Raw genomic sequence first — 17,951 nt, forward strand, 5'->3', positions numbered from 1 at the left:
GGAGCGACGGGACTTACAGGAGAGACCGGGGTGACAGGTCTTACAGGTGAGACGGGTGCGACAGGACTGACGGGAGAAACGGGAGCAACGGGGCTCACGGGAGAAACGGGAGCGACGGGGCTTACGGGAGAAACGGGAGCGACCGGACTCACAGGAGAGACTGGAGCGACAGGGCTCACAGGAGAGACTGGAGCAACAGGGCTGACTGGTGAGACTGGAGCGACGGGGCTCACGGGAGAGACCGGGGCGACGGGGCTCACGGGAGAGACCGGGGCGACGGGGCTGACTGGTGAGACTGGAGCGACGGGACTTACTGGAGAGACCGGGGCGACTGGGCTGACAGGAGAGACCGGAGCGACGGGACTCACCGGAGAGACTGGAGCAACGGGGCTGACCGGAGAGACTGGAGAAACAGGGCTGACTGGAGAGACTGGAGCGACAGGGCTGACGGGAGAAACCGGGGCGACAGGGCTCACAGGAGAAACGGGAGCGACGGGGCTTACGGGAGAAACTGGGGCAACAGGGCTCACAGGAGAAACGGGAGCGACAGGGCTGACAGGTGAGACTGGAGCAACGGGGCTGACCGGAGAAACGGGAGCGACAGGGCTCACGGGAGAAACCGGGGCAACAGGGCTCACAGGAGAACCGGGAGCGACGGGGCTGACCGGAGAGACTGGAGCGACGGGGCTGACCGGAGAGACTGGAGCGACGGGGCTGACCGGAGAGACTGGGGCGACAGGGCTCACGGGAGAGACCGGAGCGACGGGGCTGACCGGAGAGACCGGAGCAACAGGGCTCACGGGAGAAACGGGAGCAACGGGTCTTACGGGAGAAACGGGGGCGACAGGTCTTACAGGTGAGACTGGAGCGACGGGACTCACAGGTGAGACTGGAGCGAAGGGACTCACGGGAGAGACTGGAGCAACGGGTCTGACAGGAGAGACTGGAGCGACGGGGCTGACCGGAGAGACCGGAGCGACAGGGCTGACGGGAGAGACCGGAACGACGGGTCTTACAGGAGAGAGTGGAGCAACTGGACTCACGGGAGAGAGCGGAGCGACAGGGCTCACGGGAGAGAGCGGAGCGACGGGTCTTACAGGAGAGACCGGTGCAACGGGGCTGACTGGTGAGACAGGAGCAACTGGGCTCACGGGAGAAACGGGAGCAACGGGGCTGACTGGTGAGAGTGGAGCAACGGGACTCACAGGTGAGACTGGAGCAACGGGTCTTACGGGAGAGACCGGTGCAACGGGTCTTACGGGAGAGAGTGGAGCAACTGGACTCACGGGAGAGACCGGAGCGACGGGTCTTACAGGAGAGAGTGGAGCAACGGGTCTCACGGGAGAGAGTGGGGCAACGGGTCTTACAGGTGAGACGGGAGCCACTGGAGTTACAGGTGTGACTGGTCCAACAGGAGTTACTGGATTAAGTGTTGTTGAAACAGGTGCGACTGGTCATACAGGCGCGACTGGTCAAACAGGTCCAACAGGTCCAACAGGTATGACCGGAGTGACGGGCACAACAGGGAAAGCGGGTAAAGATGGAATAAATGGAGCCCCAGGTTCAAAAGGTGAGGATGGTAATACTGGTGTAACAGGGGTTACAGGAGCCATGGGTCTTACGGGAGATACAGGGGCGACGGGTCTCACAGGGGCAACAGGAGAGACTGGTGTCACTGGGTTAACGGGGGCAACAGGCCTCACGGGAGCAACTGGAGCAACAGGTCTTACGGGAGATACCGGAGCGACAGGTCTTACAGGGGCAACAGGAGCGACCGGACCAACAGGCATTGGTCTTGTAGGTCCGACTGGTGTTCTGTCTCAGAATTACGCTCAATTTGTTTTCACAGGTGAAAATATTGTGGCAACGGGCGATAATTTCTCTCTTCCACACTTTAGTGTTGTTTTCACATCCAGCAGCGGTACTACTATTAGACCGTTTGTCCTTAATACGAATGAGTTTGTGGTAGATGCCGGAAACTATTTGATATTGTATCAAGCCAATGTTCTATCCTCTGATACAAGAGCAGCAGGGCTGGAATTGAAAATTAACAATAATCCAGAGTCTACATCAATAGTTACTGCTGCAATAAATACTGTCCCTTCTATTGTAAATGGAACTTATATTTTAGAAGCTCAAGATACAACAACTATTCAACTTGCGCTTGTATATGAAGGGACTGCTGTAACTGTTGATATGGATGGAGTTTATTATGGCTTCTTCCCTGCCAAGGTCACTATAATTCAGTTGAGCTGAGTTTTCCTTGATTGTAATCATTAAATTTGTTTCTCATGAAGACCAGCCTGATTTTGGGCTGGTCTTTTCTCACATAATAAGAACTGTAACACATATCAGTTTTTCTTACATAGCCTGGACGAATTGCCGAACCAATCGAACCAAACAGCATATGATGGACTATTCTAAACAGGAAAGGAGAGGATTGATTTGTCTCAAGCTAATCTGCCTAACATTACACCTACCATTACACTCTCCCGTAGCGATGCCATTAATATGATGCTGTCAGCCATCGCCATGGAAGAGTTAGGGCTTAGCCATGTGATTAATGCAGAAGGGGAGAAGATGCAATACGCGCTTGGCACTCTGCCTGGAGTAACTGCTCCTGTGGTGAACATCTCTAATCTTCAGGACATCACTGATAGCGTCCGTAGTTTGCTGGGGGAGACGGTGAAAAGCGCCTGGCTGCAGACCAGCCAGTTAGAGAGTCTGCTTGCAGCACCGGTTGATTATGGCGGGATCGGAGCCACAGGTGTAACAGGTCCAGACGAAGGTCCGCAAGGTCCAAGAGGTCTGCAAGGAGAAGTGGGAGATACTGGGGATGAGGGTCCAAGCGGTTCAACGGGGGTTAGCGGCTTCCCAGGCATATCGGGCCCTTCAGGGGCAACGGGAGCTACAGGTATTACAGGGGCCACTGGGTTGACTGCATTGACCGGGGCTACCGGCCTTACAGGGGAGACGGGTGCGATCGGCTTAACGGGTCTGACAGGAGTTACAGGGGAAACCGGAGTTACAGGGGAAACGGGAGCGACAGGTGCTACTGGCCTGACGGGTCTGACAGGAGTTACAGGGGAAACCGGAGTTACAGGAGAAACGGGAGCGACTGGCGCTACTGGCCTGACAGGTCTAACAGGAGTTACAGGAGTAACCGGTTTGACCGGAGCAAGCGGAGAAACAGGAGAGCCGCCTATCGACCGGTGGTTATCTACTCTTACAACAGGAGGTCCGATAGGTCCAGGAGGTCCAATAGTCTTTGATGCCGATGCGTATGCCACAGGCTCCAGCATCAACCGTAGCCCAGGCGGTTTCAATCTGCAAAATAACGTTGTTTTAGGCGTGGAGGAACCGGCAACCTACTACGTTCATTATTCAGCTAATGCTTCTACTCCGACAGGGGAGAATTTTAGCATTGCCCTTACGCTCAATGGGGCTACCCTTCCGGCAAGTGACGCAATATCCTATCATACAGCAGTTGCTCCCACTTCAAATCTGGTATTGGGGGGGAGTGTTTTTCCCACCGTTACTGCTGAAGCAGTTAATACACTAGTTATGATTAATAGTGGTGCCGGTACAATTACAGATGTTAATGCCTCGATATCCATTCTTAAATTGTTGTAACCTACTAATCATAGAGGAGTTGATTACATGTCTCAGGCGAATCTGCCTAATATCACCCCCACTATAAGCATTGCGAGGGATGATGCCGTTAACCTGCTGCTGTCCTCCATTGCAATGGAAGAATTGGGACTCAGCCATATTATCAATGCAGAAGGGGAGAAGCTGCAATATATCCTGGGTACCTTACCTGGAGTTACAGCTCCTGATGCAACAATAGGCGATGTGCTTGCTATGAACGAAAGTGTGAGAAATATGATGCGGGACATTGTCAAGAAGGAGTTCATTCTTACCAACAAGCTGGAGACGGTGCTTAATGCTTCAATAATGGTAGGGCCTACGGGTGCAACGGGGGCTACGGGGAATCCGGGCGGGCCTCCAGGACCTCAAGGAGAACAGGGAATTCAAGGTATCGTAGGTCCGGCAGGAATTACAGGCCAGACCGGAGAGACCGGAGCTACGGGAATGACGGGACTGACCGGAGTGACCGGCATAACGGGTCCGACAGGAGAGACTGGCTTAACGGGAGCTACAGGGCTGACCGGACTAACCGGACTGACCGGATTAACAGGGCTAACCGGGGAGACGGGTGCTACCGGAGCTACGGGATTAACCGGACTGACCGGATTAACTGGAGAGACTGGCATAACCGGTATAACGGGTGCCACTGGCTTAACGGGAGCTACAGGGTTGACCGGCTTAACGGGAGTTACCGGGCTGACTGGTGTAACGGGCCAAACCGGGATGACTGGTATGACCGGGATGACTGGCTTAACGGGGGTTGCTTTCTTCGCAGATTTCTTCTCTGCTGCCTCTACTGAGTTTCAAGTTGGATTTGATGAAATGGTGACCTGGAGCGTAACAGGACCAGCAAGCGGAACTATTGCTATAAATGATACAAATCAGTTTTTCACTTTGCCTGCTGATTCTACAGTGCTGGTTCAGTACTATGTTAATGCTCAGAATAATAGTCTGGATCCCATGGAATTTCAATTGTATACCGTAGATCTGGATAGTGGAGCTCTCAAAATGGGTGTTACTGGATCAATATCCACCTCACCACTGAACAATATGGCAGTTGCAAGCGTGGGGGGAGCCGGTATCATAGGAACAACAGCCACACAAGGTGTGGCATTAGTCAACGATACGAATTCCGTTATAGGTGAGGGCGTCTTCTTTGCCAACATTCAATTGATCAGGATTAATTAAATCATTCTATTTGTAGTGAGAAGCGCCAGAATTTAATTCTGGCGCTTTCCTGCATGTGGAAATTGATAATTAATCAGTAATCCGCCTTTTTAGAGCTATTGACCGAATAATCCAGACCCCCATAGATTCATCAGCATAGGATATTAAGTGCTGCCAGACCTCAGAGGTCCATGAAGTATTCTGCATAACATGGACTTGGACAAACTATAGGCAGCATACACTGGTATTGGGGTGTTGATTGAATAGTTCTGCCGTTCGCAAATGGCAAGCAAATATGAAAGTGAAAGAAGGGTTGTGTCCACATGTCATCATTAATTCCGGTGCAACTGGGAAGTCCGGGACCGGCAATCAGGCTGTCAAGTCCGGTATTGCTGGAAGAAAGTCATCCCTACTTCCAAATCGATTTCAGTGTGCCTCTGTCGTTCAAGCCGGAAGTGTCCGGCAATTATCACCTGATCATCGGGTTATCTGTTCTGAAAGACGGCAATATCATTCATACCCTTACTGAGCCTTATATCGGCAGCAGTAACAGCGGGGAAGCTCTTATTGCTGATCTGAATGTAAATATTTCAGGAAGCTTCGGCCAAGGGGTGCAACACTTTGAGCTGGAGCTCCGGGTTCTGTCTTCCCAGAATATCGCAGCGAATCCGCTGGTTGGCCTTCCGGCAGTCTCCGTGCAAAATGATATAGTTGCTGCTGATGATATCGGTCCAACAGGACCAACCGGTCCACAAGGTCCATATGGTACGCGAGGTCCGAAAGGTCCAACCGGCACCACCGGTCCAGCGGGAACAACCGGTCCTGGCATCCTAGGGATAAAGGGACCCAAGGGACCCACTGGAGCTACAGGCGTGGCTGTCGCAACCGGAGAGGGGGGCGGAACCGGAGCAACCGGCCATACAGGACCTACCGGAGTAGGAGCAACCGGGCCAACCGGAATGACTGGTATTGGAGCTACTGGTATGACCGGATATGGGGTGCCAGGACCGGCAGGAATTACCGGACCAACTGGCGTGACTGGGAATCCGGGGCCCGGATCAAGTATTACCGGAGATACGGGGACGACAGGACTCACAGGTGTAACTGGACCAGGACGGGCGTTACCACTCGTTGTGAGCAACATTCTGCTGTCGAGCAGTCCCATCGAAAGTGAAATCGTGGGGCAACTTCCGGCGGTACAGATCAATTCGACAGATCAATGTGTAGTCATATCGGGTACTCTTCAGATAATGTACGGGAATCCCCCTGATGGCCATTATACCAACAATCTTCTATATGAAGTGCGTCGAGATGGTCAGGAACCTGATACCAACGGTTTCTTTTTTTGGTCAAAAATATTCAACTATTCAAGTAATCCGGCATTTAATAACGATCCTTCTGAAGAATTACTGTCCTTCTATGCGATTGATGAAAATCCGCCTCCGGGTCTTCATAACTATGCGTTGCGCGTTCATATCTATGATGTGTCTGACAATACAACAATCAGTTATAGATCCTTCAATGCATCTGCAAAGGTATTCCAAAGAGGCAACTGAGGCTGCCCGTTCATGAATCTTAACCAGAAGAAAAGCATCTGAGACATAAAGGAGTTGAAACATGCATGAACATCTATTCGTCGCTTCCCCTTGGAGCCGGCAATGTGCTGGTGCTCACGGATATCCGTGCAGACTTGGAGCAGCCGTATGCATCTGCGGAATTACAGTTGTCGATTCCATTGCTGCTGGATATTCTGTCCCCCGGTTATTATCATCTACATTTGAATGTTGAACTATGGAGGGCTAACGCGCTTGTTGAGATGCGTGATGTATCCTTAGAATCAACAGCAATGTCTGCCGGACTGGTTCAGACTGAATCAACGGTCAGATTCAATGATGTACTGCCCGCAGGGGTTCATCAATACGAGCTGAGAATGAAGCTGCTCCATTATCAGAATATTGCTTCCTATATCCGAGTGGGCTCCCCCCGGTTACAGACCGGCCCAGGGCCTGTCGTATTCAACGGTCCTATAGGTCCTCAAGGTCCAACAGGCCCCACTGGTCTAACGGGACGTACCGGTGTATCTGGTGGCGATGGGAGAATGGGAGAGGATGGCGCCTCGCTTACAGGCCCGACCGGCCTAACCGGACCTACGGGTCCAACGGGGACAACCGGCTATGTAGGAAGCTTTGCCGGACCCACCGGTGTAACCGGAGCAACCGGAACAGGGGTTACGGGGGCAACCGGACCTACGGGTGTGGGAGGCACCGGAGCAACTGGTCCGGCAATTACAGGCGATACCGGACTAACGGGTCCGACAGGACCCATAGGCTTCAACGGTCCGCCCGGATCAGGTAACGAAACAGGCGAAACCGGACCCCAAGGTGCCAAGGGACATACTGGAGCCTTAGCGGGTGGAGCATCTATTCCAATATTGACTTACAATGTTTCACCAGGGGGTGTTGGGTATATTAATAAGCCCGAACTGCTTGCATCTCTCCCGGTGGATCCAGGAAGCGGGCGTTGCCAAGTAGAGGGGATTGTAGGCTTATGGTTTTGGAAACCATCTACTCGATTAAATTCTGGCATACGGTTAACCATCACACTTACTGATTCTGCTGAAAATACATTGTATCAGTATACTGATTATTGGCAGAAACAAGGTCCTGAATATGCTGAATTCGCACAGACCTTCCCATTTACCGTTATGTATGACGGGCCACCGACTACATTGACGCTAACTGAAGTGATTACCGGTGATGATCAAGATCGATTAATTATCGTGATCCTTCCAACTGTTTTAACTTCCACGATAATTCCGAATAACTAGCATTACGTAATATATCTAAGGCGGTGAAAGTATGTCGAATCTAACAACTCTCCCTTTGGGAGCGCCGGGACCGGCTGTTCACCTGGCGGAGACGCTCGAAATCACTGCGGCTCAGCCTCAGGCGCATGTGACCTTTCATATACCTGTTATCTTCCAGAGCAGCTCTCCAGGCCAATCCCTGCTGCGGGTTGAACTGGAAACGCGGCTCTCTGGCGCTGTGCTGCACACTCAACTGGTCACCCTGTCCCATAACGGGACTGAGGAGACTGCCAGAACGATGCAAGTTACAGTCGACCACCCGGCATACCCGGGAACATATGCCTACAATATAACAGCCCGGGTAGTCAGTTATATTAACGTTAAGGCCGATCCTTCTATAGGCAGAGCTGTTGCAGGGATTGCTTCTGTTCATGCGATTCGGGCTGCTACAGGAATTACCGGTCCGACCGGCCCTACTGGAACGACCGGCACCCAAGGCCAGAGGGGAGGCGGCGGTGATTACGGAAATAAGGGCGTGACGGGGGCAACAGGGTACGGAGCGACCGGTCCGACAGGAGATACAGGCGAACCGGGGCCTTCTGCAAGCTTCACTGGGGGAATTAGCTATGGGCCCACTGGTCCGACCGGGATGACAGGGATGACCGGAATAGGGCCAACAGGTGCAACCGGTAATGCGGTGACAGGTGCGACAGGTACGAGTGTGAAGGGGGCGCAGGGTGCACCAGGGAAGGAAGGTCTGCAAGGAGCGCCGGGACCAACAGGGACGATGGGTCCAGGCCCAAGAGGGCCAGCCGGCGCTACTGGTGCAACCGGCTCAACCGGTGAACCGCTGTCTCCTGCCCAATATCAATATCGTACTGATCCGATGGTGTTGACTGATGCTCCGCGAGTTTTTCTAACCTCGAACGTGCAGACTATGGCCGGACAACGCGTTCTATTACAGGGGAATGTACAAATCACGTATCTCCCGCTCTCAGTAGCTACAAGAATTTCTATTATTATTGGCTTTGCGTATAACTTTAGTGGCAGTGCTTCCTTCTTCCACTCGTTTAATTTTCAGACGATCGTCCAGGGCTATGGGAGCGATATGCCTGATCCCGGACAACGGGCCAGCGTACAGATTCCTTTTAGCCTGACGCATCTCCCCGAACCCGGGACAGGAACATATACTGTATTTTTGTCGCAGAACTCTAATCCACAGGATAATGTGACGTTGACGGCGGAGAGACGGTATCTTGTGGTAGAGGCAGTCGATGGCGGAACCATCTCCTCCCCGAACAGTGACGCTTATTTTCTGGCGGCGGGCGGGGTGCAGACCATCAATGCATTGGTTGGTCCCACCCAATCGGTTCCGATGGACCCCAATATCCAGTGGGGAGCGAACGCAGCTTATGCCGCTTCAACAGGCAGTGAGATTTACTATGCGGTACAAGACAGGTTGTACCAGTTCGATACAGAGGCTCAAGTGGTGAACTGGGGAATCGATCTGAATCAGGATATGCAGGCAACAGATCTGCTGCTTACTCCTGACCAGAGATATCTGTTCATCTCGGATGAAGCCAGTCCTCGGGTGCAGATCTATGATCTGGTGAACAGGGTTACTGTCCGAACGCTGCCACTGGAATCGAATGTTCTCTTCTCCGCTGCTTCTCCAGATAGCCGCTATGCCTTCTTCTATATCTATACGGGTGAGGTTCATGCCTATAACATTGCCCTGGGAACACTGGAGCGGAATATCTTCAATGGATTGTATGTTATTCAGCCTCAGTTATATCCAGGCTACTCCAACCCGCTGGTAGTATCACCTGACAGTACCGAGGTGCGGTTTACTCCTGGTCTGGCACAAGTCTTTTATGCCTACGCAGAGGTTGGCAACTTCAGCAACAATGGTCTCAGAACCATATCCAGTAACAGCTCATGGGGCATTGTGCAGTTAGATAACGGAAATTGTATAACCATAGATAACGGCATAGATCCAAATAATTCGGCGCAGAATGCTAAAGTCAACCTTCTTAGACCCAATGGAGATTATGTGTTGGTAGAACTTAGAGTGCCATTATACTCCCTGGTTCTATCACCGGATGAGCAGTTTGTCTGCATCCAAAGTGAAGATGGGCTCTTTTTACTTGATACCGATAATTTATCTGGAGGTTCATTACCCTCAATAACGGATCAAACCTTCCGGGGAGGAGTCAACTTCACAAAAGACAGTAGCTTTATAGTTGTTATAGGAACTCAACATATTTACACGATAAGCTTGGAGGATCGTTCAGTAAGAACCTTTGATCTTCCGCCAGAACCTGCTAATCAGCCGCTGATCTACACCCTATCCAGTGGAGCGTACAAAACGCAAAGTAAGTAAAATGTGGATCATGCTGCCCGAGTAGTGCTTAGATCAATCCCTACGGTTAGGGAACCGATGGGGATTGATCCATTTTACACCAAATGGACAAGGTGAATTATAAAGTGGGTAGAAGGGTTGTGTTCACATGTCATCATTGATTCCGGTGCAACTGGGAAGTCCGGGACCGGCAATCCGGCTGGAAAGTCCGGTATTGCTGGAAGAGAGTCATCCCTCCTTCCAAATAAATTTCAGTGTGCCTCTATCGTTCAAGCCGGCATTGTCCGGCAACTATCATCTGATCATCGGGCTATCTGTTCTGAAAGATGGAATGATGCTTCAGACTCTGACCGAGCCTTATATCGGCAGCGGCAACGCAGGGGAAGCGCTTATTGCGGATGTGAATGCAAGTATTACTGGGAGCTTCGGTCAAGGGGGGCAATCCTTTGAAGTGGAGCTGCGGGTTCTGTCTTCACAGAATATTGCGGCGAATCCGCTGGCAGGTCACCCTACAGTCTCTGTACAAGAAGTAGCGGCTGACGAGGATGATGTCGGTCCGACCGGATCAACGGGTCCGCAAGGTCCACGTGGTACACGGGGGCCTAAAGGTCTGACCGGGAGCACCGGTCCGACCGGTACAACCGGCCCTGGCATCATGGGAACGAAGGGACCTAAGGGACCCACTGGAGCTACGGGCGTGGTTGTGGCAACCGGATCGGGAAGCGCAACCGGATCAACGGGCCCTACGGGGGCTACCGGGGTAGGACCTGCCGGTCCAACCGGAATGACAGGAATCGGAGCCACGGGTATGACCGGGTATGGACTGCAGGGCCCGACAGGAACGACTGGAGCAAGGGGGGAGACAGGGTACACAGGCCCTGGTTCAGGGTATACCGGAAATACAGGGACAACTGGCCCCACAGGTGTAACCGGACCCAGCCGTGCATTGCCGGTAGTTGTGAGTGATGCTCTGCTGTCGGGCAGTCCAGAAGAGAGTGAACTTGTAGGCCAACTTCCGCCAGTACTGATTACCTCGACTGATCAATGTGTAGTTGTAGCTGGCACTCTACAGATCAGCTACGGGAATCCCCCTGATTACGAATACAGCAATAATATTGTTTATGTGATACAACGTGATGGAGTCAACCTTCCTGAAGGCGCTTTGTTTAATTGGATGTTGTTCTATAATTATTCGAATGATCCATCAGCTAATTCCATTCCTTCCGAACAATCGCTGTTCTTCTACGCCATTGATGATAATCCGCCATTAGGTCTTCACAGCTACACATTGTCGGCTACAGCTAGTACGATAACTCCCAACACAACTATCAGCTATGAATCCTTCAATGCAACTGCGAAGGTATTCCTAAGAGGAAACTGAACTATCTGTTCAAGAATCGTACAGAAGAACAGCATCTGAGTAATAAAGGAGTTGAATATACATGGCCATCTATTCGTCGCTTCCGCTTGAAAGCGGCAATGAGCTTGTGCTTACGGATATCCGGACGGATGTGGAACAGCCGTATGCATCTGCGCAAGTGCAGTTGTCGATTCCAATGCTTCTAGATATGCTGTCCCCTGGTTATTATCATTTGCATTTAAATGTTGAACTATGGAGGGCTAATGCACTTGTTGAAACGCGGGGTGTATCGATAGAATCAACAGCCTTGGCAGCCGGCCTTGTTCAGACTGAAGCCACCGTCAGATTCACCGATGAACTGCCTGCAGGTATTCACCAATACGAGCTGAGAATGAAACTGCTGCATTATCAGAACATCGCTTCGGATATTCGGGTCGGCTCCCCTCTGGTCCAGACGGGACCAGGGCCTGTTATATTTAACGGTCCTATAGGTCCTCCAGGCCCAACAGGACCCACTGGCCTCACCGGACGTACCGGTCTGTCTGGTGGCGACGGGAGAATGGGAGAGGATGGCTCCTCGAATACAGGCCCAACCGGCCTGACAGGTCCTACCGGACCCACAGGGGCAACAGCCTATATAGGAGCACTCAATGGACCTACCGGAGCCACCGGAGCCACCGGAATAGGAGTCACAGGAGCAACAGGAGTTACAGGTATGGGGGCCGTCGGAGCCACCGGTCCTGGAATAACAGGGGAGACTGGGCCCGATGGTGGAACTGGGCCCACAGGCTTCACGGGTCCGCCCGGGGCAGGCAGTGAGCAGGGAGATCCTGGGCCAGAAGGTGCCCAAGGCCCAACTGGAGCGGGAGTAAGTGATGCATATATTCCAATATTAACTTACACAAGGAGCAGTCCTTTTATTACGGTGAATTTCAATACAAATGTATTGATTGTATCTCTCCCGGTGGATCCTGGAGGCAGCCGTTGCCAAATAGAGGGGATGGTAGAAATCCAATATTGGAGTAACTCAATTATAGAGAATAATGGATTGGAAATGACAATTACACTTACGGATACTGCCCAGAACCCATTGTATCAGTATACTGATTACTGGCAGAAACAAACGGGATTATTTCGAATTGCACAGGTTTTACCATTCTACGTTATGTATGATGGCCCAGCAACGACTATATCGTTATCAATACTGGTTGTTGGTGATCAACAAGACCAAGGGAATGTCTATATTAATCAAAGCACCTTATCTTCAACGGTAATACCTGACAGCATCTGATGTTGCAGAGAATATCAAAGGCGGTGAAGTGATGTCGAATCTAACCACTCTTCCCCTGGGAACACCGGGACCGGCTATTCACCTGGCGGAGACCCTTGACATAGTTGCAGTGCAGCCTCAGGCGCATGTAACGTTCCAGATTCCTGTTGTCTTCCAGGCAGTGTCTTCCGGTCCATCCTTGCTGCGGATTGAACTGTTGACGATGCTCTCTGGAAGTGTGCTGCAGACTCAACTGGTCACGCTGTCCCATACCGGAACGGAAGAGACTGCCAGAAATTTACAAGTTACAGTCAATCATTCGGCGAATCCGGGAACGTATGCGTACACTATACGAGCCAGGGTCGTCAGCTACATTAACGTCAAGGCCGATCCTTCTATAGGCAGAGCCGTTGCAGGGATAGCGGCTGTTCATGCCATTAGAGCCGCCACTGGGCATACCGGTCCGACCGGCCCGACTGGAACGACCGGTACCCAAGGTACGAGAGGCGGCGGCGGTGATTACGGCAACAAGGGCGTGACAGGGGCAACAGGCTACGGAGCGACCGGTCCGACAGGAGATACAGGCGAACCGGGGCTTCCCGCAAGTTTCACAGGCACAGCAGGCTACGGCGCGACTGGTCCGACCGGGATGACAGGGATCACCGGAATTGGCCCTGCCGGTGCAACCGGAATAGCCGTAACAGGGACTACAGGGTATAATGTCACAGGATCACCAGGCTTACAAGGAGCGGAAGGTCTGCGGGGCGCACTGGGCCCGACAGGGACCGGCAGCAAAGGCCCGACGGGAGCGGCAGGTTCTACCGGCGCAACCGGATCGACAGGAGAATCCGTACCCCCTCCCTTATATCAATATCGTGCTGATTCACAGGTATTGACCTCTGAGCTACAAACGGTTCTCAGCCTGGATACATTGCAGACGAAGGCCGGACAACGCGTACAATTACAAGGGGATCTCCGCATCTCTTATCTCCCGCTGGCAGAAGCTGTTCGAATTCCTCTTTCCATCAATGTTCTCTACAATAATGCAGTGATCCGCTCATTTGAATTCCGGTCCATCGTCCAAGGCTACGGCAGCGGTGAAGCTGATCCCGGCAAAAGAGCCAGTGTGCAATTCCCGTTCAGCCTGACGCATATCCCCGAAGCCGGACCGGGAGTCTATTCTGTTCAAGTGCAAATCGACTTTAGTATACCGAGTGCCCTCTCGCTGATTATGGAGAACCGTTATCTGGCGGCAGAGGCGATGGGAAGCGGGACACCTTACGTTGTCAGCGAGGCAACGGCTTACTTTCTGTTTAATGGTGGGGTTTGTGTCTTGGATGCTCAATCGGGTACCGTACAATATATTCCCGTGGATCCTAGTATCAATTTTGACGCAGGGACAGCGACTTTTGCCGCCTCAGCGGACAGCAAGTACATTTACTATGGGCTACAAGATAAATTGTACCGGTTCAATATTCAGTCCCGTGCCGTCGATTGGACCATGGTTTTAAACCTGGACGCATCTGTAGTTGATCTGCTGTTGACACCTGATCAGCGCTATCTATTTATATCCACTAACACTTCGCAGACGATTGTCTTTAATCTGTCCAATGGGAGTCCTATTAATATTCTCTCCATGACCTCCTCTGTGCAGTACTCAGCAGTTTCTCCTGACAGCCGGTACGCTTTTTTCTTCGTCGCCTGGGGTCAGATTCATGCGTATGAGATTGCAACAAGGGAGCTTACCGAGAATATATTCGGAGCTTATCCGGTTGCGTTGTTACAAACGCCGGCTTTATCCAATCCGCTAGTGGTTACATCTGATAGTATGGAAGTGCGGATGACCCCGGCCATGAGAAACACTTTCTACATCTACGCAGAGATTGGGAATTTCAGTAATACCGGCTTAAAGCCATCGAACAGTAATAACAGCACATGGGGGATTCGGCAGCTAAAATCCGGCGAAACCTATATCCTGGACAATGGCTTTCCTGAAAATCAGAATGCCTTTATCCCGATGAATGTTAGCATTTTCGACAGACAGGGTAACTTAACAAACAGTTTGCCGGGTCCCTTCAGTTCGTATTCGATCATTATGTCACCGGATGAACGATGGATATGTGTACTGGGAACACCTCCTGGGTCTTTTCAGATTAGACTGATCTCGACCAGCGATCAGATGATACAGCAGATTCCATCGACAACTTTGAATGATGTCTTAATAGGTTTTGCGAATTTTACTAGTGACAGCAAATATTTAGTTTTCATGGGATTTAATACCGTTTATTTAATTAGCATAGCGGATTTCTCGGTCCGAACTATTAATTATAATCCAGATAACATTGATATTTCAGCGGTATTTTACAGTCTTTCTAACGGGCGATACAAAACACAGAGCAAATAGAAGCATAGCACAGTGATTTAATAATGTTAATGAAGATCAACCCCTCCGGTTCCAGAAACCAGGGTGTTGATCTTCAACTCTATAACAAGTGGATAAGGGTAGAAGCTATAAGATCGGGAGCGTGATTTGTGTGAAGGGCATTATTCTGGCGGGCGGCTCGGGGACGAGGCTGCATCCGCTGACGAAGTCGATCTCCAAGCAGATCCTTCCGGTGTACGACAAGCCAATGATTTACTATCCGCTATCTGTTCTGATGCTCGCAGGCATCCGGGAGATTCTGATTATCTCCACCTTAAGGGATGTCCGATTATTCCAAGACCTTCTGGGGAGTGGCGAACAGCTCGGACTATCCTGTCAATATGCAGTGCAGGAGCAGCCACGCGGGCTTGCCGAGGCGTTCCTGATCGGGGAAGAGTTCATCGGCACGGATCATGTATGCATGATTCTGGGTGATAACATCTTCTATGGACAGAGCTTCAGCTCCATTCTGGAGAGGGTTGTCCGGCGGCGGGAAGGTGCTACGATCTTCGGCTGCCGGGTACAAGACCCTTCCGCCTACGGTGTTGTGGAATTCGATAACACAGGAAAGGCGGTTGCACTGGAAGAGAAGCCGCTGTATCCCCGCTCCCATTATGCAGTACCGGGCTTGTACTTCTATGACCAGCAGGTTGTGGAGATCGCCAGGCAGATTAAGCCCTCCCGGAGAGGTGAGATTGAGATTACGGATGTCAACCAGGAATATCTAAGCAGGGGGCAACTGAACGTGGAGCTGTTCGGCCGGGGGATGGCCTGGCTCGATACCGGGACGCCGGATTCCCTGCTGGAGGCAGCCAATCTGGTCGAGACCATTCAGAAGCGGCAAGGGCTCTACGTGGCCTGCATCGAAGAGATTGCCTTCAATAAAGGCTACATCACCAGAGCGCAACTGCTGGAGCTGGCCCGGCCGCTGCGTAAGCTGGCCTACGGACAATACTTGTTCAGCATAGCGGAAGAATCTCTTGTTGCGGGCGGATAAGATATATGAAGGAGGGAGCATACATTGAAGGTATCCGATTATGTCATTGATTATCTCAAGCAGCAAGGTGTCTCGCATGTCTTCGAGTTCATCGGCGGGGCAATTGTCCATTTACTTGACTCCATCTCGGTTAGGGAGGACATCGAGTGCGTCTCTGTGCGTCATGAACAAGCAGGCGCCTTCGCGGCAGAAGCTTATGCCAGAATGAACGGGAAGCTTGGTGTGGCGATGGCTACGAGCGGGCCGGGGGCCTTGAATCTGCTGACCGGTATAGGGAGTTGTTATTTCGACTCCGTCCCTTGCTTGTTCATCACCGGACAAGTGAATACGTATGAGTACAAATTCGATACTCCGGTAAGGCAAATTGGGTTCCAAGAAACAGATATTGTCAGTGTAGCGAAGCCGTTAACTAAATATGCAGTTATGGTGACGGAGCCGGATCAGATCAGATATGAGCTGGAAAAGGCTGTGGCGCTGGCGCAGAGCGGCCGGCCCGGTCCGGTGCTGTTAGATCTTCCGATGAATCTTCAGCGGGCAGATATAGAGCCAGACGGGTTACCCAGCTTCAACGATAGTGAAGAGTACCGGCTACTTATGCAAGATGCCGGGGACATAAGTGACGCCGTCGCTGCAGATGTCTTGACGCGGCTTAGGGCAGCCAAGAGGCCGCTGATTCTGGCTGGCGGCGGAGTGAGGGCCGGTAACTCAGCGGCGGCATTCACCCGGTTCACTGATCTTACGGGAATCCCTGTGGTTACCTCCCTGATGGGGGTGGATGCCCTCCCGCATGACCATCCGCAATACTCCGGTCTGATCGGGTCATACGGCAACCGCTATAGCAATCTGATCCTGGCGAATTGTGACTTGCTGCTAATCCTCGGCTCAAGGCTGGATAGCAGACAGACTGGAACCAGACCGGATACCTTCGGGCGCGGTGCTGACAAGATTCACGTGGATATTGATCCTAATGAGCTTAACTGTAAGGTTGGCGTAAGCCTGGCTATTCACTCCCGTCTGGATATTTTTCTGGAGCGGATGAATACTTCCCTAACCGGGTATATCAAGCCGGACATTACAGCATGGCTAGCGTATATTACACGGCTCAAGGCACAATATCCCACCTATTCCTTCACTCCGCAGGCTGATGAGATTGAACCGAACCGGTTCATGAGCCTGTTATCCTCCAGAGCTGAGCAGTTCCATGCGATATGTCTGGATGTAGGACAGCATCAGATGTGGGCATCGCAATCCTTCAGACTGTCCGCGAATCAAAGGCTGTTGAATTCCGGCGGAATGGGGGCTATGGGCTTCGCCTTGCCTGCTGCCATCGGTGCCTGTCTGGCCTCAGGAGAAGAGACGCTTGTGATTGCAGGAGACGGGGGGTTCCAGCTTAATATACAGGAGCTGGACACGGTGGTCCGGCTGAATCTGCCCATTAAGATCGTGGTTATGAATAATAGCTCACTAGGGATGGTAAGACAGTTCCAGGATTTATATCTTGCAGGCAGACAACAATCGACGGTGAATCCCAATCCTTCGTTCTTGGATATTGTTAGTGCTTATAGAATTCCGGCCTATCATATGATTACCATGGCTGATACTCATCCGCTTGATCAGTTCCTGAGTACGGAAGGACCGGCATTTCTGGAAGTGAAGCTGGATAAGGATACGAATGTCCATCCTAAGCTGGTGGTGAACCGGCCGATTGAGGATATGTATCCCTATTTGGACAGGGAAGAGCTGAGACAAATCATGTGCATCGGCCTTCTGGATGAGGAATACATTCCAACGTAATACAAGAACAACTTCCGGACTTGATGCATATAGTGGCATACACAGAGCAGAGGAGATTTGGTGAAGGGAGATGAAGCCCGTTCTAGGGAGTCCATCCACGAAGTCCACACCAAACCTGTAAG

11 protein-coding genes are annotated in these 17,951 nt (G+C 51.7%); all 11 read left to right on the forward strand.

Going from position 1 to position 17,951, the window contains the following annotated elements:
• The coding region (locus ACFSX3_RS33305; protein WP_449290226.1) for a beta strand repeat-containing protein at nt 1–2,256 on the forward strand (2,256 nt) is incomplete at its 5' end.
• Between the two features lie 189 nt (nt 2,257–2,445).
• The gene (locus ACFSX3_RS13220; protein ID WP_379312928.1) at nt 2,446–3,633 is read left to right on the forward strand and encodes a hypothetical protein; all 1,188 of its coding nucleotides are present in this window, start codon (nt 2,446–2,448) and stop codon (nt 3,631–3,633) included.
• Between the two features lie 27 nt (nt 3,634–3,660).
• Complete coding sequence (locus tag ACFSX3_RS13225; RefSeq protein ID WP_209985003.1) at nt 3,661–4,839, forward strand: collagen-like triple helix repeat-containing protein; 1,179 nt, start codon at nt 3,661–3,663, stop codon at nt 4,837–4,839.
• 302 nt (nt 4,840–5,141) lie between these two features.
• The gene (locus ACFSX3_RS13230; RefSeq protein ID WP_209985000.1) at nt 5,142–6,374 is read left to right on the forward strand and encodes a hypothetical protein; all 1,233 of its coding nucleotides are present in this window, start codon (nt 5,142–5,144) and stop codon (nt 6,372–6,374) included.
• 65 nt (nt 6,375–6,439) lie between these two features.
• A complete protein-coding gene (locus ACFSX3_RS13235; RefSeq protein WP_209984997.1) occupies nt 6,440–7,645 on the forward strand; it encodes a collagen-like protein in 1,206 nt (401 codons plus the stop codon).
• 31 nt (nt 7,646–7,676) lie between these two features.
• The gene (locus tag ACFSX3_RS13240; protein ID WP_209984994.1) at nt 7,677–10,007 is read left to right on the forward strand and encodes a collagen-like protein; all 2,331 of its coding nucleotides are present in this window, start codon (nt 7,677–7,679) and stop codon (nt 10,005–10,007) included.
• Between the two features lie 127 nt (nt 10,008–10,134).
• On the forward strand, nt 10,135–11,367 hold the full coding sequence (locus tag ACFSX3_RS13245) for a collagen-like protein (protein WP_209984991.1): 1,233 nt from the start codon (nt 10,135–10,137) through the stop codon (nt 11,365–11,367).
• A 61-nt stretch (nt 11,368–11,428) separates the two neighbouring features.
• Nucleotides 11,429–12,637 (forward strand): hypothetical protein, encoded by a 1,209-nt coding sequence (locus tag ACFSX3_RS13250; RefSeq protein WP_209984988.1) that lies wholly within the window; start codon nt 11,429–11,431, stop codon nt 12,635–12,637.
• Nucleotides 12,638–12,668: 31 nt separating this feature from the next.
• On the forward strand, nt 12,669–15,020 hold the full coding sequence (locus ACFSX3_RS13255) for a collagen-like triple helix repeat-containing protein (protein ID WP_209984986.1): 2,352 nt from the start codon (nt 12,669–12,671) through the stop codon (nt 15,018–15,020).
• Between the two features lie 130 nt (nt 15,021–15,150).
• The gene (gene rfbA / locus ACFSX3_RS13260; protein WP_209984983.1) at nt 15,151–16,035 is read left to right on the forward strand and encodes a glucose-1-phosphate thymidylyltransferase RfbA; all 885 of its coding nucleotides are present in this window, start codon (nt 15,151–15,153) and stop codon (nt 16,033–16,035) included.
• 24 nt (nt 16,036–16,059) lie between these two features.
• Nucleotides 16,060–17,829, forward strand: a complete 1,770-nt coding sequence (locus tag ACFSX3_RS13265) for a thiamine pyrophosphate-binding protein (protein WP_209984980.1) — start codon at nt 16,060–16,062, stop codon at nt 17,827–17,829.
• Nucleotides 17,830–17,951: the final 122 nt, after the last annotated feature.

This window comes from Paenibacillus rhizoplanae, assembly GCF_042684125.1.
Taxonomy (GTDB): domain Bacteria; phylum Bacillota; class Bacilli; order Paenibacillales; family Paenibacillaceae; genus Paenibacillus_AQ; species Paenibacillus_AQ rhizoplanae.